Source organism: Actinomyces sp. oral taxon 180 str. F0310 (genome assembly GCF_000185285.1).
Classification (GTDB): Bacteria; Actinomycetota; Actinomycetes; order Actinomycetales; family Actinomycetaceae; genus Pauljensenia.
Genome location: NZ_GL622194.1, coordinates 1530849 through 1556159, shown reverse-complemented (window position 1 = coordinate 1556159; position 25311 = coordinate 1530849). Strand labels below are relative to the sequence as shown.

At 66.3% G+C, this 25311-nt stretch carries 19 protein-coding genes; 4 read left to right on the top strand and 15 right to left on the bottom strand.

The features are described 5' to 3' along the window. Positions 1 to 3 precede the first annotated feature (3 nt). The 7 genes from HMPREF9006_RS10730 to HMPREF9006_RS06610 form a co-directional block, all read right to left on the bottom strand. A complete protein-coding gene (locus tag HMPREF9006_RS10730; RefSeq protein ID WP_232209847.1) occupies positions 4 to 507 on the bottom strand; it encodes an EXLDI protein in 504 nt (167 codons plus the stop codon). Positions 508 to 860: 353 nt separating this feature from the next. Beyond that, entirely contained in the window at positions 861 to 1502 is a 642-nt protein-coding gene (locus HMPREF9006_RS06635; RefSeq protein ID WP_009212806.1) for a phosphatase PAP2 family protein, read from the bottom strand. Between the two features lie 21 nt (positions 1503 to 1523). Next, positions 1524 to 1955, bottom strand: coding sequence for a YchJ family protein (locus HMPREF9006_RS06630; protein WP_034231338.1), 432 nt, complete (start codon positions 1953 to 1955; stop codon positions 1524 to 1526). After that, positions 1952 to 2989, bottom strand: coding sequence for a thioredoxin-disulfide reductase (gene trxB, locus HMPREF9006_RS06625; RefSeq protein ID WP_009212804.1), 1038 nt, complete (start codon positions 2987 to 2989; stop codon positions 1952 to 1954). Before trxB ends, HMPREF9006_RS06630 begins: the two co-directional genes overlap by 4 nt. Positions 2990 to 3007: 18 nt before the next feature. After that, positions 3008 to 5953, bottom strand: coding sequence for a lipid II flippase MurJ (locus HMPREF9006_RS06620; protein WP_009212803.1), 2946 nt, complete (start codon positions 5951 to 5953; stop codon positions 3008 to 3010). Next, on the bottom strand, positions 5950 to 8352 hold the full coding sequence (locus tag HMPREF9006_RS06615; protein ID WP_009212802.1) for a DUF6049 family protein: 2403 nt from the start codon (positions 8350 to 8352) through the stop codon (positions 5950 to 5952). Before HMPREF9006_RS06615 ends, HMPREF9006_RS06620 begins: the two co-directional genes overlap by 4 nt. Beyond that, a complete protein-coding gene (locus tag HMPREF9006_RS06610) occupies positions 8339 to 8809 on the bottom strand; it encodes an NUDIX hydrolase (RefSeq protein WP_009212801.1) in 471 nt (156 codons plus the stop codon). The genes HMPREF9006_RS06615 and HMPREF9006_RS06610 overlap by 14 nt, the downstream gene beginning before the upstream one ends. Positions 8810 to 9019: 210 nt before the next feature. Here HMPREF9006_RS06610 and HMPREF9006_RS06605 point away from each other — a divergent pair, with 210 nt between their 5' ends. From HMPREF9006_RS06605 to HMPREF9006_RS06595, 3 genes are all read left to right on the top strand, one after another. Then, complete coding sequence (locus HMPREF9006_RS06605; protein WP_034232237.1) at positions 9020 to 10543, top strand: CCA tRNA nucleotidyltransferase; 1524 nt, start codon at positions 9020 to 9022, stop codon at positions 10541 to 10543. Positions 10544 to 10655: 112 nt separating this feature from the next. Then, the gene (gndA, locus tag HMPREF9006_RS06600) at positions 10656 to 12122 is read left to right on the top strand and encodes an NADP-dependent phosphogluconate dehydrogenase (RefSeq protein WP_009212799.1); all 1467 of its coding nucleotides are present in this window, start codon (positions 10656 to 10658) and stop codon (positions 12120 to 12122) included. 143 nt (positions 12123 to 12265) lie between these two features. Next, a complete protein-coding gene (locus tag HMPREF9006_RS06595) occupies positions 12266 to 14617 on the top strand; it encodes a transglycosylase domain-containing protein (RefSeq protein ID WP_009212798.1) in 2352 nt (783 codons plus the stop codon). Between the two features lie 167 nt (positions 14618 to 14784). On the opposite strand, the gene HMPREF9006_RS10150 is transcribed toward HMPREF9006_RS06595, so the two are convergent. The 8 genes from HMPREF9006_RS10150 to HMPREF9006_RS06555 all read right to left on the bottom strand — a co-directional run bounded on the left by HMPREF9006_RS10150 (position 14785) and on the right by HMPREF9006_RS06555 (position 23628). Beyond that, entirely contained in the window at positions 14785 to 18750 is a 3966-nt protein-coding gene (locus tag HMPREF9006_RS10150) for an NACHT and WD40 repeat domain-containing protein (protein WP_083806950.1), read from the bottom strand. After that, on the bottom strand, positions 18750 to 19235 hold the full coding sequence (locus tag HMPREF9006_RS06585) for a toll/interleukin-1 receptor domain-containing protein (protein WP_009212796.1): 486 nt from the start codon (positions 19233 to 19235) through the stop codon (positions 18750 to 18752). Before HMPREF9006_RS06585 ends, HMPREF9006_RS10150 begins: the two co-directional genes overlap by 1 nt. A 204-nt stretch (positions 19236 to 19439) precedes the next feature. Then, positions 19440 to 19925, bottom strand: coding sequence for a hypothetical protein (locus HMPREF9006_RS06580; RefSeq protein ID WP_009212795.1), 486 nt, complete (start codon positions 19923 to 19925; stop codon positions 19440 to 19442). Between the two features lie 374 nt (positions 19926 to 20299). Further along, positions 20300 to 20761, bottom strand: a complete 462-nt coding sequence (gene rplI / locus HMPREF9006_RS06575; RefSeq protein WP_009212794.1) for a 50S ribosomal protein L9 — start codon at positions 20759 to 20761, stop codon at positions 20300 to 20302. A 21-nt stretch (positions 20762 to 20782) separates the two neighbouring features. Further along, positions 20783 to 21025 (bottom strand): 30S ribosomal protein S18, encoded by a 243-nt coding sequence (rpsR, locus tag HMPREF9006_RS06570; protein WP_009212793.1) that lies wholly within the window; start codon positions 21023 to 21025, stop codon positions 20783 to 20785. 94 nt (positions 21026 to 21119) lie between these two features. Then, entirely contained in the window at positions 21120 to 21686 is a 567-nt protein-coding gene (locus HMPREF9006_RS06565; RefSeq protein WP_009212792.1) for a single-stranded DNA-binding protein, read from the bottom strand. Positions 21687 to 21721: 35 nt separating this feature from the next. After that, a complete protein-coding gene (rpsF, locus tag HMPREF9006_RS06560; RefSeq protein WP_009212791.1) occupies positions 21722 to 22012 on the bottom strand; it encodes a 30S ribosomal protein S6 in 291 nt (96 codons plus the stop codon). Positions 22013 to 22254: 242 nt separating this feature from the next. Continuing rightward, a complete protein-coding gene (locus tag HMPREF9006_RS06555; protein ID WP_009212790.1) occupies positions 22255 to 23628 on the bottom strand; it encodes an MATE family efflux transporter in 1374 nt (457 codons plus the stop codon). 329 nt (positions 23629 to 23957) lie between these two features. Between HMPREF9006_RS06555 and dnaB the strand changes: the two genes are divergently transcribed. After that, positions 23958 to 25307 carry a replicative DNA helicase gene (dnaB, locus tag HMPREF9006_RS06550; RefSeq protein ID WP_009212789.1) on the top strand — a complete coding sequence of 450 codons (1350 nt, stop codon included), beginning with the start codon at positions 23958 to 23960 and terminating at the stop codon, positions 25305 to 25307. Positions 25308 to 25311: the final 4 nt, after the last annotated feature.

Genomic DNA, 25311 nt, shown 5'->3' with positions numbered 1-25311 from the left:
CGGTCAGATGTCCAGCACCTCAACGGCAGAGGTTGTCAGGGCGGCTTCCACTCGCTGGGCGAGGACGGAATCCGCCTGCGAGAGGTCCTCAACGTCGGGATAGACGCTCAGGGTCCTGTCTCCGACAACCCAGAAGTCGCGACTCCACGTCTTGGGGTCGGACCACATATCCTCCTGGTTGGACCATTCCGGCAGCGTTCTGTGAACCTTCGTCGCCACCGCCAGCTGGCCTTTCGCTGTGAGGTAGACGGTGTCGATGCGCGTCCCCTCGGGATCGGGTCGCCTCAGGCGCACCACGCGTCGACCAGCGAACGTGACGCGGCGATCCACGCCATCCGTCGACAGCTTGAGTTCAATCTCCTGAAAGCCATCGGTGAGGCGGCGATGCTTGTTCACATAGTCGCGAAGAGCCTCAACGATTGCAGCCGAGAGGCTTCCCGCGATTGTTCCCGCCTCAGAAAAGAGGCTCACGTCGCTGTCTGATACGTACACGTTACGAGTAGGCATGTACATAACTATACGCATATCGACGTGAGTGTCAAGAGCCGACGAATGACCAACCGACCGGTCACTGTGGGTCACCCGTGCGCGATGCTGGGCGCGCGTACAGGATCGAGGGAGAAGAGCCTACACCGCGGCATTTGTACACAATCTTGTCCACAGTTGTGAATAAACTGTGTCGGCTGCCATCCAGAAGGTCGGTCAGAGAAACGGAAACTGACCCGACAGTGCGGCACAGAGCCACCGACACTCGAGGGTGCGACGACCGCAGCGCGGCGCCCCCTGCCGCCCGCGCGGGGACAGAGAGAGGCGCCCGGAGCCAACCGGCTCCGGGCGCCCTCACACCGATGCACGGGGCGCTAACGGGCCGTTCTCAAGGCCTGCCGCCCCAGCATGAAGGGAGCAAGGATCATGGAGGAACCCAGGCCCACTCCGAAGCCTCCGAGCACGTCTGTCACCCAGTGCACGCCCAAGTAGAGGCGCGTCACCGCAATGAACGCGATGATAGCGATCGCGGCGACCCACAGCAGGTGGCGGATACGGCGCCCGAAGCGCGTCATCGTCAAAACCAGGACCAGCGAGATGACAAGCGCGGTGACGGCGGTTGCGTGACCCGACGGAAACGAGTAGGAGTCTTCCGAAATGAGCCAGAACGACTGATCGGGGCGCGCACGCCCGTCAATGTGCTTGATAATGTAGCCATTCACGCCCGACAGGGCCACCGAGCACAGGATGTACAGGGCGTGCATGACCTTCTTCACGAGCCACCACACGACTAACGCAATCACGAGCGCCAGCACAACCGCGCGCTTGGGATCAAACGCCCACGACACGCCCGCCATGATCGAGTTCATCGCGGGGGTGCGGGCATCGATGAAGTCCGACCACACGGCCGTATCGACGGGAAGGGGACCGCGCAAAAACCCGCCGAAGACGGCAACCGCCACGACGATGACGGCCCCTGCAATGGCGGAGGGTGACAAGAAACGACGAGCAATCATAAGGAAAAGCCTACCGTAGTGTCAGTCGTTCGCGCCGTGCTCGTACATCCACCTGCCCGCGCGACGGCTAAACCGTGATCGCTCCCGCATGCTCCCGGTTTCGCCCGTACGCTGGTCCCTCCAGGAGGCCACGAACGTGACGGTTCCCTCCTCGTCGTCGATCCCTCCGGCCTCGGCCCCGAGGATGCGCAATCCCGTCCACTGCGTGCCCTCCACCCAATAGGGCGGGGCGGGCCGAGTGCGCGGATGCCACGTGCGAAACAGGTAGTCTTCGTCCCGCAGGGCAAACGCCGTGTAGCGCGAACGCATGAGTGCCTCGGCGGTAGGGGCGGCCTCGCCGTCCAGATAGGGTCCGCAGCACTGCGACAGGTGCAGGCCGGAGCCGCACGGGCAGGTACGAGGCCGGGGCGCGCCAGCGCTCGCAGCGCCGGGGGCAGCGGGGGAGGAGCTCACGCCCGGTCGCCCACGGAGGCGAGCCAGCGTTCGGCGTCCAGAGCCGCGCGACACCCCGAGCCGGCCGCCGTGATGGCCTGACGATACGTGTGGTCCACGGCGTCACCGCAGGCGAAGACACCCTCAACCGACGTGCGTGTCGACGGCTCGTCGACCGTGATGTAGCCGGCCTCGTCGAGGGCCACCTGGCCGCCCAGGAAGGCCGTGCGCGGCAGATGGCCGATAGCCACAAACACGCCATCCACGTCGATCTCGCGCGTCGAACCGTCTACGGTCGAAGCCAGCCGCAGGCCCGTCACGGACTCCTCGCCCAGCACCTCGGCCACGGTTGCGTTCCATTCGAAGGAGATCTTCGGGTTATTCAGCGCGCGTTCGGCCATGACGCGGGAGGCACGCAGCTCATCGCGGCGGTGCACCACGACGACCTCGGAGGCGAAGTTCGTGAGGAACGTGGCCTCCTCCATCGCCGAGTCTCCGCCTCCGATGACGGCCAGTCGCCGGTCCTTGAAGAAGAAACCGTCGCAGGTCGCGCAGTACGAAACCCCGCGCCCGGAGAACTCCTCCTCGCCGGGGACGTTCATGTGGCGGTACTCCGAGCCGGTCGCCAGGATGACCGCACGAGCGTAGAAGACCTCGTCCTCGGTGGCCACCGCCTTGACGGGGCCCTCCAGATTGACGGCGAGAACGTCCTCGTACCGAATGTCGGCCCCGAACCTCTCCGCCTGCGCACGCATGTTGTCCATGAGCTCCGGTCCCTGAATGCCCTCGGGGAAGCCCGGGAAGTTCTCGACCTCCGTGGTGTTCATCAGGGCGCCACCGGCTGCCAGCTGACCGGCCAAGACGAGAGGGGCCAGGCCCGCGCGCGCCGTGTAGACGGCCGCCGTGTAACCGGCGGGACCCGACCCGACGATGACGACCTCGTGGACGGTCGCGCCCTCGGGAACCTCGGTAGACGGGACCTCAACCGCGGCGGCCTCGGCGGTGGAATCGGCGCTCTCGGCCGTCACCAGGCCGGGAATCGTCACAAAAGACATGCGTACCCTCCTTCAGGGTTACTCAACTGTAAGCTCGGAGATCCACGCCCAGTTGCGCCCGTCCTGGCCCTTGGGCATCGAACGGAACTGCAGGGCGATCGAGTCAGTCTCGATCGGCGTGGGCAGCTTGATCGTCGTCGTTGGGGACAACGCGGACGTCGCCACTTCTGTTCCGCCGCGAGGGTTGGACGGGTCCGTGACGTTGCGCACCACGATCTCGCCGCCGGACGTGGCCGGGTCCATGGTGAGGGTCACCGACGACACGGTCGCCTTCTTCTGTAGCTTCACGACAATCGTCACCGCGGTCTCGTCACGGAACTGATTCATGTCGAACCAGCGCGAACTCCACGACGTCGACGGGTTGGCGTCGATCATGTTGATGGCCCGATCCGGGTGATCGCCGTCGTCGTTGTTCCACGACAGGACCTGAACCGAGGAGATCACCGGCGTGACGGTCGCCTCCGGCGGAGGGGTCGTCGTCAGGTTGGGAGCCGGTTCGTCGTCGGACTGCTGCGTGGAGGTGCCCGCGAGAAGCGACTGGGTGAGATCCAGGTCGGTGACCGGGCGCGTGGCCATCCACGGACCCCAGATCGCGCCGATCAGGAACAGGACGACACCGAAAATGAGTGCGGGTCGCGTCGGGTCAATGAGCTGTGACGCACCGGTCGAGGGAGCCTGGTGTGGCTCCGGAGAGGTGGCCGCCGCGGCGCTGGCAGCGGGGGCGACGGGAGCCATGACCTCGGTCGGCCCATCGCTGGGCGGGGCGGGAATGGGAGCCTCGCGCAGCGGACGCACGCGCGGGATCTGGTGGGTCGAGGGGGCGTCCTCCCGGGGAGTCGGGTGAGGATAGTCCTCGGGATTGACCTCGCCGCCGCGCTCGTATCCGCTGGCCGCGGGCTGCGTCGGAGGGGGAGCGATGGGGAAGGCCGTCGCGTGAACGAGCGCTTCGTCCGACGAGGCCTCGATGGGCTCGATGCCGTACTCGGCGAGCGAGGCGGGGATCTGCGCGCCCGCGCCTTCCTCGCGCGCGTCGGAAGCGAATGGCTCGTCGGGAGCCGGGATCGGGGGAGTATGCGCAGATGCCCCACCCGTCGAGGCCTCCGACGGTGACGGCTGCGGAATGGGTTGAGCGGAGAGCACCTCGTCGAAGGAGGGCAGGTCCTTCTCCTCGCCGGTACGTTCGGGCGCGGGGGCCATTGTTTCCTCCGTCTCCTTGGGTGTGTGTGCCGCCATTATCGCAGTTGCGTCCTGGGCTGGCGCGCAAGAGGCTGTCAGGATGTTCACCACAGCGGCTGGCACGCGCAGGCGCGCCAGGAGGGGACGCATCATCGTCGCGGACTCGCGCGGGGCGGCGAAACGCAGGACGAGCAGGTACACGAGGCCGGTGACGAGCGAAACAACGGCGAGCTTGATTGCTGCGAGAATCATGCGTGCCAGTGTCGAGTCCACACCGGTGTGAACCCCGAGAAGCCACAGCGCAGCGAAGCCGACGATCCCGGCGGCCACGGCCGCACCCACATAGGAAGCGTAGGAGCGCAGGAGTCCCGCGCGGTCAACAAAGCGGTTCTCGCGCGAGACCCACACGACGGCGATGACGCCCTGGGTGAGTCGGCAGGCGGTCTCGCCGAGCGCGGCGGCAACGACCCACCAGCGCTCACCGGTCAGGGCGAAGAGCGACCAGCCGACGATGACCTGGATGATCGTTGGCCCGATGCCCATGAGGAACACGGGCTTGACGTCCTCGTAGGCGAAGAAGACGCGCTGGCTCATGAGAACCATGCCGGTCGACGCGACGCCCGGCATGAGGGAGGCGAGGACGAGGGCGTAGGCCGTGACCGCCTGGGGATCGCCGCCCTTGGCGGCCATTGCGATCTCCATCATCGGCACCGAACCGGCCATCAAAATGGCGGCCGCCACGAGCGTCAGGGAGGTGATCGTGCGCACGCCCAGGTGGTAGCTGTCGGCCACCGCGCGGTCGTCCCCGTCGGCGACGGCACCGGCCATGCGGGTGAAGATCGCCGTCGTCAGCGAGACCGTGATGAGGGACTGGGGAACCATGAAGATCATGAACGCGGTCGAGTAGGCGAGGATGCCCACGACTCCCCCCTGGGCACCGTTGCGGCCGATGAAGCCGTCCGCCATGGCGGCCAGGTTGTTCGTGGACAGGACGCCGACCTGAGAGACGCCGAGCGTGGCGAACGTCCAGCCCGCGACCTTCGGCATTGACCCGAAGGAGGTGCCGCGGAAGTGGAAGTCCGGCGTGAAAGACACGCCCGCGCGCCTCATCGGCCACAGCAGGCACAGCGCCTGACAGATGACGCCCAGCGTCGCCGAACCGGCGAGGACCCAGAACTGCGCGCCCGTCACGTCGGCGGCGGGGATGCCACCCGCCGGGGCTCCTCCCCAGATCGCGAGAAACACCCCGAGTCCGGCGATGCCCACGACGTTGTTGACGACCGGTGCCCACATGTAGGGACCAAAGATCTCCCGGGCGTTGAGAAGCTCGCCCAGCAGGTTGTACAACCCGTAGAAGAAGAGCTGAGGCAGGCACAGGAGGGCGAAGAGGATCGCCAGATGACGGATGTCGTCGGTGTATCCCGCCGCTGTGATCATGATCAGAACGGGTGCGAGCACCATCGTCACGAAGGTCACGAGGAACAGGACCGTTCCGGCCAGCGTCAGCAGGCGATTGACGTAGGTGTCGCCATCATTGCGACGCTTGATGGCCCCCACAATCTGGGGGACCAGGACCGCGTCGAAGATCCCCGAGGCGAGGAGATTGAAGACGGTGTTGGGCAGGGTGTTGGCGGTCTGGAAGGCGGCGCCCACGCCGCCGGCGGTGGCTCCCACCGCCGCGATGAGCATGGCGTTGCGCACGAAGCCGAGGATGCGTGACACCATGGTGCCCGATGCCATGAGCGCCGACGCCCTCAGGATCGATCGACGAGGCGTGTTCGAGCTCATGGTGTCTCCTTGTCCGTGGCGGTCGCTGATTCGTTGGCCGTGGCCGTTGGTGCGCTCTCGGCGCTCCGCGCCTGCGCCCTCCTAGCCGCCCTGTTGCGCAGAGAACGCGTGATTCCCGCGAGGAAGAGAAGGCCGAAGAGCGAGGCGATGACCGCTGTGATCGCATCCTCCCAGCCGGCTCGCATGCGAACGGTGACGGTTTGGGAGTCGTCAAGGACGACGTTGTCGGGTGTGGTGACCTTGTAGGTCACCTTGATGTCGCCACTGCCGATCGCTCCGACGGGAACTTCGACCGTGGTGGCGCCTCGGGCGGCGAGAACCTGGGAGAGGGCCGGCGTCGCGCGAAGCCTCGGGTCGTCGGGGATCAACGTGACGTCGACGCGGATCGGCCAGGGAAGCTTGTTACGCACGAGCACGGGGAAGTTGGCCGACTTGTTGATGAGGTTGACGGCCGAGGAGGGTTCGACGGTGACAGAAGACAGCAGATTCGTGACCTGGGAGGTCAAGGCCGTAGCCGCTTCCAGCTGCTTGGAGGCGGAGAGCTCGGCCGACAGGGACGGCAGGAGCTGCGGCGTGACGGAGTCGTAGACGGCATCGGGGTCGTCGGTTGCGCGTGCAAGGGGGGCGAGCCGCTCGAGAGAGGAGGCCATCGCGTCGATGGCGGTGGACGTGTCGGCTTCGAGGGTGCCCGCCGTGACGGTCACGCGCTCAACGTCGGTGGGTTCGCTCGATGCCATGTCGGTGAAGGACAGAGCGCTCACCCAGCGCGGGGAGAAGAGCGCGTTGACGCGGTGGGTCAGTCGCTCGTTGACGGCGGTGCCCCGGGCGGCGGCCGCGAAGACAGTGCGCGAGGAGGAGGGCCGCTCGCGTGCGATGATCGCCGTGATGGCGGTGAGGGCCTGCTCGGCGTCCAGTTCGTCGCCTCCCGTGGCGTTCCAGGACAGGATAGACGCGATGTCCCCCTGCTGGGCGAGGACCCGTGCCCCCGTGCCGTCCGTCGTTGTTTCGCCACTTGACGGATCGACATTGACGCGCGCGAAGGAGGTGAAGGGAACTTCGTCGGCCGGAGCGAGGGCCGAGGCGGGGGCGATCGTCAGCTGGTCGGGGGAGGCGAAGTTGGCCAGCAGCGCGGTGCCGAAGGTGGCGTCCGCCGGCCAGGCAACGTCGCGCAGAATCGTCGGCCCTTCGTCGGGTGTCGTCGTCGTTGCTCCGCTCTGACCGCTCCCCGCAGGGGCGGGGCTCGCACTCGGCGACGGCGAGTCGGGCGATGGGGTGGCGGAAGCGGAGGGAGCCGGCGTGGGGGTGGAAGCGGAGGGCGTGGGGGCGGAAGGGGAGGGAGCCGGCGTGGGGGCCACCCAGCCGGCCTCGCGAGGCGTCGCGGGGAAGCTTCCGATCGAGTGAGTTGCGCGCGCCCAGAAGTCGGAGTTGCTCGACAGGGCGAGGGCGCCGAGGTCGGCGTCGCCCTCGGGCAAGGCGACGACCTCCGTCGCGGCCGACATGAAGGCCGACACGAAGGCCTCCGACTGGAGGTCGCGTGAGCGTACCGCTGGATCCGTCGCGGTGGGCGCGGGCGTCGGCGTGGGGGAGGGCGTGGCGCTCGGCGAGGCCGTCGGCGAGTCGGACTGCGTGTCGTCCCCCGATTGGCCAGACTGGCCCGGCTCGGGCGCGGGAGACGGGCTCGGCGAGGCCGTGGGCTGCGGGCCGCGCGGAATCAGGAGCGGATCGACGGCAAGAGTCACGCCCGCGGTTGCGGCAAGAGTGAGCACCGCCGAGCGCTCGGCTTGGTCCTGAGAGGCGCTGGCCGACGTCCACGGGACGAGCGTGGTGATGCGTGACGCGGAGACTTGCGTCCCCGAATCCCACACGATGATGGAACGGTCCTTGCCCGAGTACTCGCCGGAGGTGGCGGTCACGGTGGTCACTCGAGGCCCCCACTCCTCGGTGTCGGTCAGCGGCAGCGCGGAGGTGGGTATGCGGATCTCGAAGGCGACGGTGGCGCCCCTGGCCACGTTGGACAGCGATGTCGAGGCCGCGTGCGTGGCGTCGGGTTCATCCTCGGTCAGCGCGGTCGTCAGCGCGGCGACGGAGATGGGCGTCTCGTTGGTCACAAAGACCTCGAGGGACACGGACGCGAGCGTCGTTGGGGACGCGTTTCGTACGGTGCCGGAGACGACTAGCTCGCTCTCGTTCGTGATGATTCTCGGAGAGAGAGAGTCGATCGAAACGGATAGTCCCGACTCCGTGGACGCCGGGCCCATGACGGCCGGACGTGACTCGCTCGACCCCGACGCCGAAGCGGGCACCGGGGCGGCCCCGGCCTCGTCGATACCGAGACCGAAGGGAAGGGCAACGACCGCGCACAGGGCGGCAAGCCATGCCGCCCGCCTAGTCACGGCCATCCCGATACAGCAGGTCCAAGGCGATGCGCACGATGCGGCGCTCGTTGGGGTAGGCCAGCTGGCGTGACACGTCCCTCAGGGGGACCCACGCGGCCTCCTCGGCCTCGTGATCCGGATCGCCGTCGACGCAGATGGTCCCCGACTCATAGCCCATGAGGTAGTGGTGAACGACCTTGTGAACGCGGCGATCGTTGCCAGAAAACCAGTAGTCGATCGAGGCAAGGTGGCGGATGATGCGACCGTGAATGCCGGTCTCTTCGGCGACCTCGCGCAGCGCCGCCTGCTGCGGGGTCTCCGAACCCTCCAGGTGGCCCTTGGGCAGGCACCACTCGACGCGGCCCGCCCGGTTGCGCCGGGCGATCAACGCGGCATAGGGAATTCCGTCACGTACGTCAACGACAATGCCACCCGCGCTGGTTTCGGCGGAAATCGGCAGGTGGGAGCGACCTACGCGCACAGAAGCGGACCGACGCGGGGGTCTGGGCACCCCGGCTCGGCGGTCAACTGAACGTGCAGGCATGACTCCACTGTAGCCGTTGGGTGGCCCCCGGTAGTCGACCAGGGGGCTTTCCTGGCATGCTTAGGAGCGATGAGTACTCAGTCAGCCTCCCCCAGAAACGGCACCGTGAGCACGCAAAACGGCGAAACAACGGACATTCCTACCCTCATGGCGAACGCCACGAGGACCTTCGCCGCGCTCCCGCCCGCGATTATGGAACTCGGCACGATTTTTCGCGACGCCGGGGAGGAGCTGGCGCTCGTCGGGGGGCCTGTGCGCGACGCATTCCTGGGGGTGACGCCCCACGACTTCGACATGGCGACCTCCGCGCGCCCGGAGCGCACCGAGGAGCTGCTGTCCCGGTGGGGCAACGCCACCTGGGACATCGGCAAGGAGTTCGGCACGATCGGCGGGCGGCGAGGGGACGTTGTCGTCGAGGTGACGACCTACCGCACCGACGAGTATGAGATTGGCTCGCGTAAGCCCGAGGTCACCTTCGGCGACACGCTCGAGGGCGACCTGACGCGCCGAGACTTTACGGTCAACGCCATGGCGATGCGCCTGCCGCAGATGGCGCTCGTCGACCCCTGCGCCGGCCTGACCGACCTGGCCGCCGGAAACCTGCGTACCCCCGTGTCCGCCGAGCAGTCCTTCGACGACGACCCCCTGCGCATCATGCGGGCGGCCAGGTTCAGCGCACAGCTGGGCCTCGACGTCGACGAAGACGTCATGAACGCCATGGAGACCATGGCCTCGCGCCTGGAGATCGTCTCGGCGGAGCGCATCCGCGCCGAGCTCGAACGCCTCATCATCTCGCCCTACCCGCGTCGCGGCATCGAGCTAATGGTCCACACGGGCGTCGCAGACATCGTCCTGCCCGAGGTTGCCGCCCTCGTGTCCACGGTTGACGAACACAAGCGCCACAAGGACGTCTACGAGCACACGCTCACCGTCGTCGAACAGGCCATCGACTTAGAGACCGGACCCGACGGGCCTGTCCCCGCCCCGGACTTCGTTCTGCGTTTCGCGGCCCTCATGCACGACGTCGGCAAGCCCGCCACCCGTCGCTTCGAAGCCAACGGGTCGGTGTCCTTCCACCACCACGAGATCGTCGGCGCGAAGATGACCCGCAAGCGGATGAAGGCCCTGCACTTCGACAAGGCGACCATCGAGGCCGTCTCGACGTTGGTCGCCCTTCACCTGCGCTTCCACGGCTACGGGGAGGCCGCCTGGTCGGACTCCGCCGTGCGGCGCTACGTCGCGGACGCTGGAGACCTTTTGGAGAGGCTGCATCGCCTCACGCGCGCCGACTGCACGACGCGTAACCGCCGCAAGGCCGCCTACCTGTCCGCGGCCTACGACGACCTCGAGCAGCGCATCGCTGCCCTGCGCGAGCAGGAGGAGCTGGACGCGATCCGCCCCGACCTCGACGGTGACCAGATCATGGAGATCCTGGGCCTGCGGCCCTCCCGCGCCGTCAAGATCGCCCGCGACTACCTGCTGGAGCTACGCATGGAGCGCGGCCCCCTCGGCGAGGAGGATGCGCGCGAGGCCCTGCTCCACTGGTGGGCGTCGGAGGACGTGCGCGCGCTGGCCGAGGAGTACCAGGCGCAGCAGGCTCGCTGGGAGGAGAAGGTCGCGCAGAAGAAGGCGCGCAAGGCGGCGGCGAAGGCCGCGCGCGAGGCCCAGTAGGGGCCGCTCGCGGCGCATTCGCGCGACCATCCTCACGCCTGCGCGCGGTGCACCCCTCGGTGCCCCGCCGTAGGCTGGTGACAACCGAACGAATCCTAAGGAGGCTCTCCCGATGAGCACGTTTACCCCCGAGAAGGCGTCGGCCGACATCGGCGTGTACGGACTGGGCGTGATGGGAGCGAACCTGGCGCGCAACCTGGCCCGCAACGGCTACGCGACAGCCGTCTTCAACCGCACCCCCGCCCGCACCGACAAGCTCATGGCCGAGCACGGCGAGGAGGCGACCTTCGTTCCCTCCTCGACCCTGGAGGACTTCGTCGCATCCCTGCGCGCACCCCGCGTGGCCATCATCATGGTGCAGGCGGGTCCCGCGACGGATGCCGTCACGGAACAGCTCGCCGCGCTCATGGACGAGGGCGACATCATCGTCGACTGCGGCAACTCGCTGTTCGCCGACACGATCCGCCGCGAGAAGTGGGCGGCCGAGCGCGGCCTGCACTTCGTGGGCGCAGGCGTCTCCGGCGGCGAGGAGGGCGCCCTGTGGGGGCCGTCCATCATGCCGGGAGGGACCCGGGCCTCCTACGAACGCCTCGGCCCCATGTTCGAGGCGATCTCCGCCACCTACGACGGCGTCCCCTGCTGCACGTACATCGGGGCCAACGGCGCGGGCCACTTCGTCAAGATGGTCCACAACGGCATCGAGTACGCCGACATGCAGGTGATCGCCGAGGCGTACACCCTCCTGCGCGAGGGCCTGGGGGCCACTCCCGCCCAGATCGCGGATATTTTCGCGGCCTGGAACGAGGGCGAGCTCAACTCCTACCTCATCGAGATCACGGCCGAGGTCCTACGCCAGGTGGACGCGTCCACGGGGGTGCCCCTCGTCGATCTCATCGTCGACGCGGCCTCGCAGAAGGGGACCGGCAAGTGGACGGTTCAGACCGCCCTGGATCTGGCAGTCCCCGTGACCGCGATCGGCGAGGCGACGTTCGCGCGCGGCGCCTCCTGTGAACCCGCTCAGCGTGCGGCCGGGCAGAAGCTCGCCGGCAACGCCACGCCCCTCGTCATCGAGACGGACGAGGCCCGGGCCGCGTTCGTGGAGGACGTGCGACGCGCCCTCTTCGCCTCCAAGATCGTCGCCTACTCGCAGGGCTTCGACGAGATCGAGGCGGGGGCGGCCGAGTACGGCTGGGACATCGACAAGGGGGCCTTGGCCCGCATCTGGCGCGCCGGCTGCATCATCCGCGCGGCCTTCCTTGATGACATCACGCGCGCCTACGAGGCCGATCCCTCCCTGCCGCTCCTGCTGGCCGCCGAGCCTTTCGCGACCCGCTTCCAGGAGTGCACGCCCGCGCTGCGTCGCATCGTCTCCCAGGCAGCGCTGGCCGGAGTCCCGATTCCGGTGTTCGCGTCCTCGCTGGCGTACTTCGATCAGATTCGCGCGACGCGCCTTCCGGCGGCCCTCATCCAGGGTCAGCGGGACTTCTTCGGCTCCCACACGTACCGCCGCATCGACAGGGAAGGTGTCTTCCACACGCGATGGGCCGAGCCTGGCCGCCCCGAGGAGCAGTGGTCCTGAGCGTCGGGACGCGCGGGACATCGCACGGGGGGTGGGCGAGCGGCTGCGCACCCATTCCCTGTGTCGCAGCACATACTTTGGGGATCTTCCCGCAAACACGGTTACGCTAGGGGTACAACCTTATCCGCTGAAAGGGCGAACACGTGGCGACTCACAACGGACATACGGACTGGAACGACATCGTCGGGTCGGAGGGATCGGGCGCGTCGGGGCAGGGCCACCTGCCCAAGCGGCGTTCGGTGCGCTCCGCTCCGGGGTCGCGCGCATCCAGGAAGGCCGCGGCCGCCTCGTCCGATGCCAAGAAGGGGCCCGCAAAGAAGAAGAGGCGCTGGCCCAAGCGCATTGGCTTCACGATCCTCACCCTCATTCTGGGTGCCTTCATCGCCGGTATGGGTGTCTTCCTGTACCTCTACAACACCCTGGCCGTGCCGGCCCCCGACGACCTGGCTCTGGCTCAGAAGACCACGGTGTACTACGCGGACGGCACGACGGAGATCGGGACCCTGGGCGACATCAACCGCCAGATCATCGACACGTCGACGCTGCCCGACTACGTCTCCAAGGCGATCGTCGCTTCCGAGGACCGCACGTTCTACACGAATTCGGGCGTGGACCTGAAGGGTATCGCCCGCGCCCTCGTCAACAACCTGCGGGGCGGCGCGCGCCAGGGTGGCTCAACGCTCACCCAGCAGTATGTCGAGCGCTATTACATCGGTGAAACCACGTCGTATAGCGGCAAGCTCAAGGAAGCCGTCCTGGCGATCAAGATCAACCGAGAGAAGTCCAAGGACGAGGTCATCGGCGCCTACATGAACACCATTTACTTCGGGCGCGGCGCCTATGGAATCGACGCGGCCGCCCAGGCGTATTTCGGGCATGGCGCCAGCGAGCTGACCCTGCCCGAGGCGGCGCTCCTGGCCTCGGTCATTCCCGCGCCCTCCGCGTGGGATCCGGCGGTGAATCCGGAGAAGGCGAAGGAGCGGTGGGACCGCGATCTGGGCCTGATGGTCGAGGACGGCTGGATCTCGCAGGCCGAGGCGAATGCGGCGGTGTTCCCCGAGACGATCGACCCGGAGACCCTCAACAGGGAATCCATGACCGGCACGAACGGCTACCTGATGGCCCAGGTGAGGTCGGAGCTGATCAAGTCCGGCCAGTTCGATGAGGATAAGATCAGCCAGGGTGGCCTGCGCATCACCTCCACGATCGTCAAGGAGCACCAGGAGCAGGCCGTTGCCGCCGCCGAGGGCATGAACGAGGTGCGCGGATGGGATCCGACCCACCAGCACGTCGCCCTGTCGTCCCTGGATCCGGCCACCGGCGAGATCCTTGCGGAGTACGCGGGCGCCGACTACCTGGCGCGCCAGCAGAACGCCGTCACTCAGGACATCGCGATGGCCGGATCGGCGTTCAAGCCCTTTGCGCTGCTGGCCAACGCTCGCCTGGATGGATCGGTCTACGACACGTACTCGGGTAAGTCTCCGCAGTACTTCCCGGGCATGAGCGTGCCGGTCTCCAACGACGGCGGCTACTCGTTTGGGAACGTGACGCTCGTGCGTGCCACCGAGTACTCGATGAACACGGCGTACGTCGCGCTGAACCTGGATGTGGGTCCGCAGAGGACCCTCGAGGCCGCCATCGATGCCGGTATTCCCGAGGACACCCTGGGCCTGAACGACGAGCTTCTCAATGTCCTGGGGTCGGCCTCTCCGCACAACATCGACCTGGCGACCGCGTATTCGACGATTGCCAACGGCGGAGAGCGCGTGAATGCGCACATCGTGAAGAAGGTGGAGGATTCGCGCGGCAAGCTTCTGTACAGCGGGGACGTGACGCCCAAGCGCGTGTTCGACGTGGAGGAGGTCTCCTCGATCATGCCGGCACTCGAGGCGGTGACCGGCGGCGACGGGACGGCCAGCAACGTCGATCGCTCCATTCCGCGCCTGACGACCGCGGGCAAGACCGGGACCTCGTCGGATCAGCTGTCGGCGCAGTTCATCGGCTTCGTTCCCGGCATGGTGACCGCCGTGTCGATGTACCAGTCGGACGACGACGGCAACTCCGTTCCGCTCGACAACGTCGGTGGCGTCAACCAGTTCCACGGCGGCGACTGGCCGGTCGACGTCTGGATCGACTACATGAAGCCCGCGACTGCGAACCTGAAGGACACGGATTTCACGTGGAAGGTGAGCTCCAGCCGCCGGGCGCAGAACAACGGGCCGACGTCGGCTCCGACCGCGACGAGTGAGGCCCCGCAGTCCTCGGCCGAGCCCAAGCCCGAACCCACGCCCACCGAGACTCCCTCCGCGACGCCCACCGAGGAGCCGGGCAACGGCAACAACGGCAACGGCAACGGCAACAACGGCAACGGCAACGGAAATAACGGCAACGGGAACGGCAACAACGGCAACGGCAACGGGAATGGGAACCCGCCGGGCAACGGCAACGGCCCCAATAACGGGGGGAACAACAACGGCAACAACCGAAGAGGTTAGTGCCGCGTAGGCCCCCGTCTGTCGTTGAGCGGCACCGTGCCCCGAGGTCCTCCTCGGGGCACGGTGCATCCGCCGAGCGTGGCGGGCGGTGGGTTGTTTGGCGCGGTGCTACGCGTCTTCGCCCCGAGGCATCCCTCGGGGCCAGCGGTGCGCCTCACCCGCGTCGGCTACCCCGTCGCCGCCCCCGGGCCGAGCGGGGGTAGGGAACCGTCGATTTCGACGGGGATGCGCTCGAGTGCGCCACCCGGGTGGACGGCGTAGCGTCCGAGCCACCGCCATGCTCCCGGGCTGGCACCGATGACCCTGGTCTGGTCGGGGGTGAGGACGGCACACTTGCCTTCGGGTAGGACAGCGATGAAGAAGCGCACCTGCTCTCCCGTGGTGGCGTCCCAGATGCGTGCCGTGCTGTCCTGGGATCCTGTGAGGATCTGGGTGCCGTCGGGTGACCACGCCACCGCTCTAACCCAGTCGGCGTGTGGGAGAGTGAGTTTGGGTTTGGGTGTGTCCTCCCTCGTGGTGGCGTCCCAGATGCGGGCGGTGCCGTCCCTGGATGCTGTGAGGATGTGGTGGCCGTCGGGTGACCATGCCACCGCTGTCACCCAGTCGGTGTGTGTGAGTGTGAGTGTGTTCTCTCCTGTGGTGGTGTTCCAGATGCGGGCGGTGCCGTCGCCGGATCCGGTGAGGATGTGGTGGCCGTCGGGTGACCATGCCACTGCTCTGACCCATGTGTTGTGTGTGAGTGTGAGTGTGTTCTCTCCTGTGGTGGTGTTCCAGATGCGGGCGGTGCCGTCGCCGGATCCGGTGAGGATGTGGTGGCCGTCGGGTGACCACGCCACCGCTCTAACCCAGTCGGCGTGTGGGAGAGTGAGTTTGGGTTTGGGTGTGTCCTCCCTCGTGGTGGCGTCCCAGATGCGTGCCGTGGCGTCCTGGGATCCGGTGAGGATGTGGTGGCCGTCGGGTGACCATGCCACCGCTCTGACCCATGTGTTGTGTGTGAGTGTGAGTGTGTTCTCTCCTGTGGTGGCGTCCCACACTCGCGTCGTGTGATCCTCGGATGCTGTGAGGATGTGGTGGCCGTCGGGTGACCATGCCACCGCTGTCACCCAGTCGGCGTGTGGGAGAGTGAGTGTGTTCTCTCCTGTGGTGGTGTTCCAGATGCGGGCGGTGCCGTCGCCGGATCCGGTGAGGATGTGGTGGCCGTCGGGTGACCACGCCACTGCTCTGACCCATGTGTTGTGTGTGAGTGTGTGTGTGTTCTCTCCTGTGGTGGCGTCCCATACGCGCGCCACCTTGCCCGATGCTGTAAGGATGACTGTGCCGTCGGGCGACCACTTCATCGCACGCACGTGGCCAGAGTGGCCGCCGAGGATCTGTGCTTCGGGGAGCACGCGAAGCGGGGTGTCTTCCGTTAGGGGTGCGGTGAGGATATCGGGGAGTTCCCGCTGGTAGCCCTTCGTGTGGAGGAGTTGTGTGCGGTAGCGCGTGGCTTTGTCGAGGGAAGCCCCGTCCAGGTCGCAGTGGCGGAAGACTGTTCCGGCCAGGTCGGCGTCCTCGAGGTTGGCGTGGGTGAGGGTGCAGTGCTCGAAGAGGGTGCGCCGCATGGACACTCCGGTGGCGTCGATGCCCTCAAGGCGGGCGTGGCGGATGCGGGCATCATTCAACCGGGCACTCTGGAGCGAGACTCCAGCCAGGTTGAGGGGTGCCTGCTCGGATCCTACTGTCCAGCCGCGCAGGTCCGCGTCCGAGAGGTTTAGGGTGTTGGGGCGCGGGTGGAGCGCTCCCTTGTCGAGCGCGCGCAGGGTGTAGGCGAAGACGTTTGTCCGCGCGGTCGCGCTTGCGTGTGCGCCGACGTGTTCGAGGCGGGCGAGAGCCCGGCGTCGCGTGGTTGGGGAGAGGCGGTCGATGAGCTCAGCGAAGAACGCGAAGGTCTCGTCGCTGGGGCGGGTGATGTCCCACGCCTCCAGAGCTTCATCCTCTGATTCGGCCGCAAGGCAGTCGGCGAGGCGCTTGGCCAGGAAGTACTCCAGGAGTGAGGAGTGGGCGAAGCTGAAGTCATCCCCGCGACGCGATAGGAAGGTCGCGGTGCGGAAGTCCTGCTTCCATTGGTCGGGCATGCGTCCCTGGTAGTGCAGTTCCATGTCGGGGTGGGTGTGCAGGAACTCAATCAGCCAATCCTCCATCTGATCTGCGGTCCATGTTCTGGATCCTGAGCGCCAGATCTGCCAGGCCAGGTGGGTCATGAGCTGGATCTTGTGCCTGGGAATGAGGCTGTGCTTGCCGTTGTCGCGGCTGAGCCACTTGTTCACGAAGCGTTCGTACAGGTCGACCGACCGAACCCGGTGGCCCATGCTTAGATCCTCCTCGATGGTGAGGAGAACTTGGCGGATCATGTCGAGCAGGACCGGTTGGGAGGCGAGCTCGCGCAGGTTGTGCACCGAGCGGATCGTCTCGAGGAGCCGGTCGGTGTCGGCCTCGGGCACGTTGCGGCGCAGGTACTCGCGGATCTGATTCTCGTTGAAGGGCAGCAGCGTCAGGACCAGGTAGTCTTTGCCTCGCTTGTTTTCGCGCCCCTGGCCGTCGAAGAAAGAGAATTCCTCCTCGACGCTCCGGAAGAACTGAGTCCTGCAGGACAGGAGCAGGCGAGTGCGAGGATTCTCCTCTTGTGAGCCCCGTTCGCCGAGGTTGAGTACTTCGAGAAGGGATCGAGTCAGACGCTGGCCGTCATGGGGAGAGAGGTGGACGAGGACCTCGTCGAGACCGTCGAAGATGACCAGGGTCTGCTCATCTTGAACCGTCGCCAGGACGTCGTCAACAGTGATGGTGGAGAGCGAGGAGTTGGCAAGGAGCTGGGTCAGGAGTGTGCGCAGCCCGTAGTCCTTGAGGGTGGTGGGGGAGAGGTCTCGCAGGTCGAAGTAGATGGGCAGGGGGACCTGCTCGCCGGCCATCCTGAGTTCCAGAAGTCTGCGGGTCAGCAGGATTGTTGAGGTCGTCTTTCCTGTCCCCAGGTTCCCGAGGAGCGCGCACAGGGTCGAGCGCTCATCGTCCAATCCTCGAACCCATGACACGAGGCGCTCGACAGCGTGCGGGGTATCTGCCGCCCTGTTGACGAGCGAAGGCGCATCGTCTCCTCGCAGCGCCTCGAACGCCCCGACAACGGCGCGCGCGGGCACCGCTTCTGCCGCGAGTTCAAGCCGTCCGTGATTTGATAATGCCACGGCCATCTCATCGAAACGCAGGTTACATGTGCGAGGTGAGGGTTCCTGATCCCTGGTGAGTTCGCGTGTGATGACATCGAAAACACGGTTTGCAAACTCCTGCTCAGCTTTGCGTCCCGCATCCTGTGCCTCGACGAAGGAGTCTCCGGAAACGATGTCAAGGCGGTTCAATGGCTCGACAGACACACCACGGCCGATGTCTTCGAGTGTGACGATGATCGGGTGAGGGTGCGCGGCGCTGACCCGCTTCACCTCTGTTTCCTCTGTGAGGTAACTGTTACTAATGAGGACGATCGCCAGATCTGACTCCTCGATACGTTTGTCGAGGTTTTGATCTATGATCTCGCCTACGGGAACACGGTCAGTGCGGAAAAACACGGCTCGGTAGCGGTCGCGCAGTCCGGCCTTGATGGTGCGCTCAAGCAGGTCAGCACATGTGATCGCCGGCTGCCCATCCTCGGGAACGAAGCTGATGTAGATGCGTAGGTCGTCTGGTTGTTCGGATCGAGTGGTGGAGCGCGGATCCTTCTCCTCGACCGCGTATGCGTCGATCTTTTCTTCGTCGGTGTCGTGGCGCCGTGTTTGCTGCTCCGAGTACTTGGCGATGTCCTCGGTGACGGGGTCGGAGCCCGTGAAATAGAACTCGGACCCCCTCCTGCGATCGAAGACGACGGTGAGCGCGCCGCCCGCGTCCCGGTTGAAGCGTGTCTTGAACTTGCGCAGGTACTCGTCCTTGTTGCCGCTAGTGATTGTCGCCAGGACTGCGTCGATGGTTGTCTTGCCGTCGTCGTCGAGAAGATCGCAGATCGCGCGAGCCATCTTCGCGTTTCCCTGCGTCAGATCCTCAAGGCTGTCGAGGATTCGGCGGACTGTGCTTGCGGAAAGGGGACGTTGAGACGTGGGTGAGAGAGTGGACATCAGCGGTACCCGCCCTTGCCTTCGACGCGATCGATGATTCGGCTGAAGAAGCCATCGACGAACTGGTTGCGCTGGTAGTCGGTCTCGCGGCTCACGTAGGAGTGGGGCTCGATGGAGTTGCCGCAATAGATCTGGCGGCGGTCGATTTGGTGGAACTCTACCGTTCCATCAAGGGGCACGTCGACGAGCATGACGGGCAGCGTCTTCTTCAGAGGGGCCTCGCCCACTCCGGGAATCTCGTAGTCACGAATGAAGTCGGAGGCCAGGAAGGAGGGGCTGATGAGCTGAACGATGTAGTCGGCTTTCTCCAGCTGCGCCCGAATCTCCTCTTTCCATTCCTCGCCAGGGAGAATGAACGAGTCCACCCACCAGGTGAAGACGTGGTTCTGTGCAATCCCCAAGCGGGGCTTGAGCAGCTTGAGGAAGGAATCCTTAGCCTCGGCGTCATTGTGGGCCCAAGAGAGGAACAATCGGATGTCGGACATGTTAGCCTCCAGAGTGAGTGGACTAATTCCAGTGGGAATGCTGTGTCCCGGCAGTGTGTCGCACAGCGTGTGGGAATACGGTTCAAGGTGATGCGCTCGCCGGTGCTCTAGTCTCCGGGTGCAGTCTGTGAGTCGCTTGCCGAGGCGTGAGTGTGACGACAAGCTACATGCCCGAGGCGCTGAGAAGTCACTCAAAGCCGCCGGTTACCGCCATCCGCCCCCTCCCTCAATGCGGCGGATCATCTGGCTCACGAAGCCGTCGACGAAACAGTTGCGCTGGTAGACGCTGTCAAGGCTGTTGTAGGAGCGAGGCTCGGGCTGGTCTCCGCGGTAGATCTTGCGAGCGTCAATCCCGAAGCACTCCACCGTGCCATCGAGCAGCACATCCACGAGCATGACGGGGAGAAGCTTGTCCTGAATCTTGGCAATGTTGGGGACCTCCCGATCCTTCTCATCCTTCATGGCGGCGAGAAGACTGGGGCTGAGAAGTGGGATGACATAGCTGGCCTCCGACAGATGCTTGTTGATCTCAGCCTCCCGATCATCACCCGGCAGGAGAAGTGAGAGGGCCCACCAGGCGAATTTATGGCTTTTGATCGTCTTTAGCCGCTGCTTGGTGAGCGTGAGGAAGCTATCGGCGTCCTTGTGGTCCTCAAGTGCCTTGAGAATATACAGCCGGTAAGTGGACATTTCGCCCTCCAAGTGTCTAACGTTCCTGCCTACAGGACTAGTATGTCCCGATAGTGTCCCGGTGTCAAGCGATTGTGACTGCGTCTTCTCTAAGGGAACAATACCGTGCGTCAACATATGGAATTCCAACCAAAAAGCTGCCTGACTAGAATACTACAGAGAGGGGTAGGTGGCCGCCGACCTAGACGATATCTCCCTCGAATGTCCCGATCAGTGTGCGCAATATCGTCCGCCTCGATGCCTCCCGCCCGGACACCGCGATCCCAGGAGCAGTCAGACCCCACACGCCAAACGGTGGCACCCGTACAAAAAGGGGTGGCCCCCGCCGTTTGGCGGGGGCCACCCTCTCAGCATTCAACCGATGCGCGGGGCCTTCACTTCGTGGCGGACACGCGGACCTTCAGGGTCGCGGACACCTCGGGGTGCAGGCCGACGGTCACCGTGTAGTCGCCGACGGCCTTGATGGGCGAGGCGATGATGACGCGACGACGGTCGATGGTCTGGCCCAGCTGCTCCTTGACCGCGTCAGCGATCTGAGCGGCGGAAACGGCGCCGAAGAGGCGTCCGGCCTTGCCAACCTTGCCGGTGATCTCGACGACGGCGCCACCCTGCAGGGCGTCGCGCACCGCGCGAGCGTCGTCGATCGTGGCGATCTCGTGGCGGCGACGGGCCGCGGCGATCTGGTCGATCTGCTTCTGGGCGCCAGCGGTCCACTTCGCGGCAAAGCCGCGCGGAACCAGGTAGTTGCGGGCGTAGCCAGCCTTGACCTCAACGACCTCGCCGGCGTGGCCGAGGCCCGGGACGTCGTGGGTGAGGATCAGTTTCGTGGTAGCCATATCAGCTGTGTCCTTCCCTAATCAGCGGCCGGTCGAGGAGTAGGGCAGCAGGGCCATCTCACGCGCGTTCTTGACGGCGCGAGCGATCTTGCGCTGCTCCTGCGTGGAAACACCGGTCACGCGGCGAGCGCGGATCTTGCCGCGGTCCGAGATGAACTTACGCAGCAGCGCGGTGTCCTTGTAGTCGATCTTGTCGATCTTGGCCGACTTCAGCGGGTTGGCCTTCTTCTTGATGGGCTTGTTGCGAAGTTGGGGCTTCGCCATGATGGTCTCCTAGTGAATCCGGGCGGACGATGCCGCCCCAAGCGTGTTGTCTTCGACGTGGCGCAGTCCGGCGCTGGCGCCGGAGCTCGCGACCTTAGAACGGGGGCTCGTCGCCGAAGGAGGTGGCGCCGCCGGAAGGGGCAGAGCGCCACGGGTCCTCGGGGGAGCCGCCGGTTGGGGCGCCGTAATTTGCGCCACCCTGCTGGCCGTATCCACCCTGGCCGCCGCCGTATCCGCCGCCCTGAGGGCCTGCCTGGGGGCCGCGGTTATCGGACTGGTAGCCGCCACCGCCGGCGGGGGCGGTGCGGGTGACCTGCGCGCGTGCGCGGCGCAGGGAGGGGCCGACCTCGTCGACCTGCAGTTCGACGACCGTGCGGCGTTCTCCCTGCTGGGTCTCGTACGAGCGCTGGGTGAGGCGCCCCTGAACAATGACGCGCATGCCCTTGCGCAGCGACTCGGCGACGTTCTCAGCGGTGTCGCGCCACACGGAGCAGCGCATGAAGAGGGTGTCGCCATCGCGCCACTCGCCGGCGTTGCGATCGTAGGTTCGGGGGGTGGAGGCCACCGTGAAGTCGGCGACCGCTGCACCGGACTGCGTCCAACGCAGCTCGGGATCGGCGGTCAGGTTGCCGATGATTGTGATGACGGTATCTCCGGCCATGTCGGCTCCTCGGGCTTAGAGGGGTTGGTGTCGGCTCAGTGAGCGTCGGGGCGCAGGAGCTTCGTACGGAGAATGGTCTCGTCGATGCCCATGCGGCGGTTGATCTCGAGAGCGACCTCGGGGGTCGTGGTCATGTCGATGACGACGTAGATGCCCTCGGAACGCTTGAGGATGTCGTAGGCAAGACGGCGCTTGCCCCAGATGTCAACGTTCTCAACGGATCCGCCTGCCGCACCCACGGGTGCCAGGTACTTCTCCATCGTGGGGGCGACGGTGCGCTCGTCGATCGAAGGATCGAGGATCACCATCAGTTCGTAGTTACGCACGTTGGTTCCCACCTCCTATGGTCTTCGCGGTCACGGACGGTCCGTGACAGGAGGGCGTTGCGTGTGGCCCGTGAGGGCCCGGTGGACTCTTCGCGGATGCGGACAGTCCAGCTGCTCATTTTACATGCCCGATGCCCTCGCCGCCAGGGCGGGATCGCTCACGATCTGGCCGCTCGCCCACGGACATGCATGCCTCGGGCCGATGGGTGTGGCGAGCGGTCCCCCGGCGGGGTGGCCGGGCCTCAGAGGGAGCGGGCCCCGAGGCCGTTGGTCAGGGCGCGCATGCCCGTGTAGACGGCGGCATAGGACAGCCAGACGAGCGAGAGTGCCAGGGACGGGCGAGCGGTGAGCGCGGGGGAGTGGGCGACCAACCACAGGACGGGCGCGTAGACCAGGAGGTTTGCGACGGAGGCGGCCGCCAGGTATCGTCCCCGGCCCGCGCCGATGAGAATGCCGTCGAGGAGGAACACGTACCCCGCGACCGGCTGGAAGAAAGCGCCGACGATGAGGGCGACGGTCGCGTAGTCGACGACGGTCGTGTCGGTTGTGAAGATGCGGGTGATCCACGGTGAGGCCATCGCCAGGACGAGGCCGACGACGATGCCGAAGCCGACCCCCCAGCGGGAGAGGAGACGCACGAGGGGGCCCATCGCCCCCCGCTCGCCGCTGCCCTGAGTGAACCCGGCGAGCGCCTGCGCCGCTATGGCCAGAGCATCCAGGACGTAGGCGGCGAAAGTCCACAGGGTCCACACGATCTGGTGGGCGGCGAGCGCCTGCGTCGAGATCGCCGTCACCGCGCTCAGGGTCGCCAGGAGTGCCACGCGCAGGGCGAGCGTGCGCACCAGGAGGGGGGCGCCTTCCGCGGCCGCGGAGAAGATCCCGGCGACGGAGGGGCTCAGCTCAACGCCCTCGCGTCGCGCGCCGCGCACGATCACCCAGGCCAGGAAGAGCGCCATGAGGCTCTGCGTGATGGCGGTCCCCAGGCCCGATCCGGCCACCCCCAGGCCGAGGGGGTACATGAGCGTCCAGTTCGCGGCGGCGTTGAACGCGGCGCCCACGGACGCCGCCACCAGGGGGGTGCGAGTGTCCTGCAGGCCGCGCAGGGTTCCCGTCGCCGCCAGGACCACGAACATGCCGACCAGGCCGGGGGCCGAGGAACGCAGGTAGGCCAGCGCGTGGGGCATGGTCTCCGCGTCAGCCCCCAGCCAGGACAGCAGCGGCGAGGCACAGACGGCCAGGAGGAGTGCGGCGAGCACCCCGAGGGCGCCGGCGAGCCACATGGCCTCGACCCCGGAGCGGATGGCACGATCGCGCCTGCCAGCGCCCAGATGCCGCCCCGCCAGGGAGGTCGTGGAGTACGCGAGAAAGACGAAGAGGCCGACGGCGGTGTTGAGCACGGTCGAGGCGATGCCCAGCCCCGCCAGTTCTGGCGTGCCCAGGTGGCCCACCATCGTCGAATCGATGACGGTGAAGAGCGGTTCGGCGATGAGGGCGCCCAGGGCGGGAAGAGCCAGGGAGAGAATCCTTCGCGTGGTGATGCGCGGGATCGACGAGGCCTCGGCCTGCCCGGGGTCCGACGGATGCTGCGGGTCGGGGGACTCGCGGGTGCTCGCCATTACATGCTCCGTTTCTTTTCCACAACATGTGCACAGGCCTGTGGAAAGCCGCGCACTCGGAAATTCTAGACGGCTCAATGAATGACAACGATGTGAGTGTGATGAGCATATCTGTGCTGGCAGATTCGTCATTTGGTGCTGTGCACAGGCCGCTTCGGTGTTGCGCACAGGTTATCCACAATCTGTGCACATGCCGGTGCACATCGGCGGTCGCGCAATCTCCTACAACGCGTTAGTCTTCGCCTGGAGGGTCTCTATCCACAGGACCGCGCTCGCGCTCGCGGCCCTTCCCCGGCCTCGTCCCCGGGAGCCGACACCGAGAGGATCACATGTCCGACGACCAGTTCGACCGCGTCCCCCCGCAGGACATCGACGCGGAAATGAGCGTCCTCGGCTCGATGATGCTGACGACCGAGGCCGCCAACGTGGTGTCCGAGATGCTGCGCGGACAGGACTTCTACCAGCCCAGCCACGAGACGATCTTCGACACGATCGTCGAACTGAACGGCCGCGCCGAACCCGCGGATGCGATCACGGTCGCCGGTGAACTCAAGCGCGCAGGCATGCTCTCCAAGGTCGGGGGAGCGGCCTACCTGCACAGCCTCATCGCCTCGGTCCCCACCGCGGCAAACGCCGCCTACTACGCCCGGATCGTGCGCGAGCGAGCGATCATGCGCCGCCTCGTCACCGCGGGCACGCGCGTCGTCCAGCTCGGGTACGCGGACGCTGGGGGCGACGTCGACGAGATCGTCGACCAGGCTCAGGCCGAGGTGTACGCGGTCTCCGACGGGCGCGAGAGAAGCGACTACGTGTCCATGACGCAGATGAGCTCGGACATCCTCAACGCCCTGGAGGACATCGAAAAGAACCAGGGCAAGCTCAACGGTGTTCCCACGGGCTTCACCGACCTCGACGAGCTCACCCAGGGCCTGCACGGCGGACAGATGATCATCGTCGCCGCCCGCCCCGCCATGGGCAAATCGACGCTCGCCCTGGACTTTTGCCGCTCGGCGTCCATGAAGCACGGGATCACCTCGCTCATCTTCTCCCTGGAGATGAGCAACCAGGAGATCGCGATGCGCATGCTCTCGGCCGAGTCCGGCGTGCGCCTGTCCAAAATGCAGGCCGGCAAGATGAGCGACGTGGACTGGCGCAAGGTGGCCGAGACCACCTCGCGCATGAGCGAGGCGCCCCTGTACGTTGACGATTCGGCGAACATCACGATCTCGGAGATCCGCTCCAAGTGCAGGCGCTTGAAGCAGCAGGAGAACCTCGGCCTTGTCGTCGTCGACTACCTGCAGCTGATGACGAGCGGACGCCAGGTGGAATCCCGCCAGCAGGAAGTCTCCGCCATGTCGCGAAACCTCAAGCTCCTGGCCAAGGACCTGGACATCCCGGTGATCGCGGTCGCCCAGCTGAACCGTAACTCCGAGGGCCGCACCGATCGCAAGCCCATGATGAGCGACCTGCGCGAATCCGGGTCGCTTGAGCAGGACGCCGACATCATCATCCTGCTGCACCGCCCCGACTACTACGACAAGGAAGACCGCCCCGGCGAGGCCGACATCATCGTCGCCAAGCACCGGGCGGGCGCGACGGCAACCGTGACGGCCCTCTTCCAGGGCGACATGGCGCGCTTCGTCAACTACACGGGACGCCCCGAGCCGGGCGGAGAATAGGGCG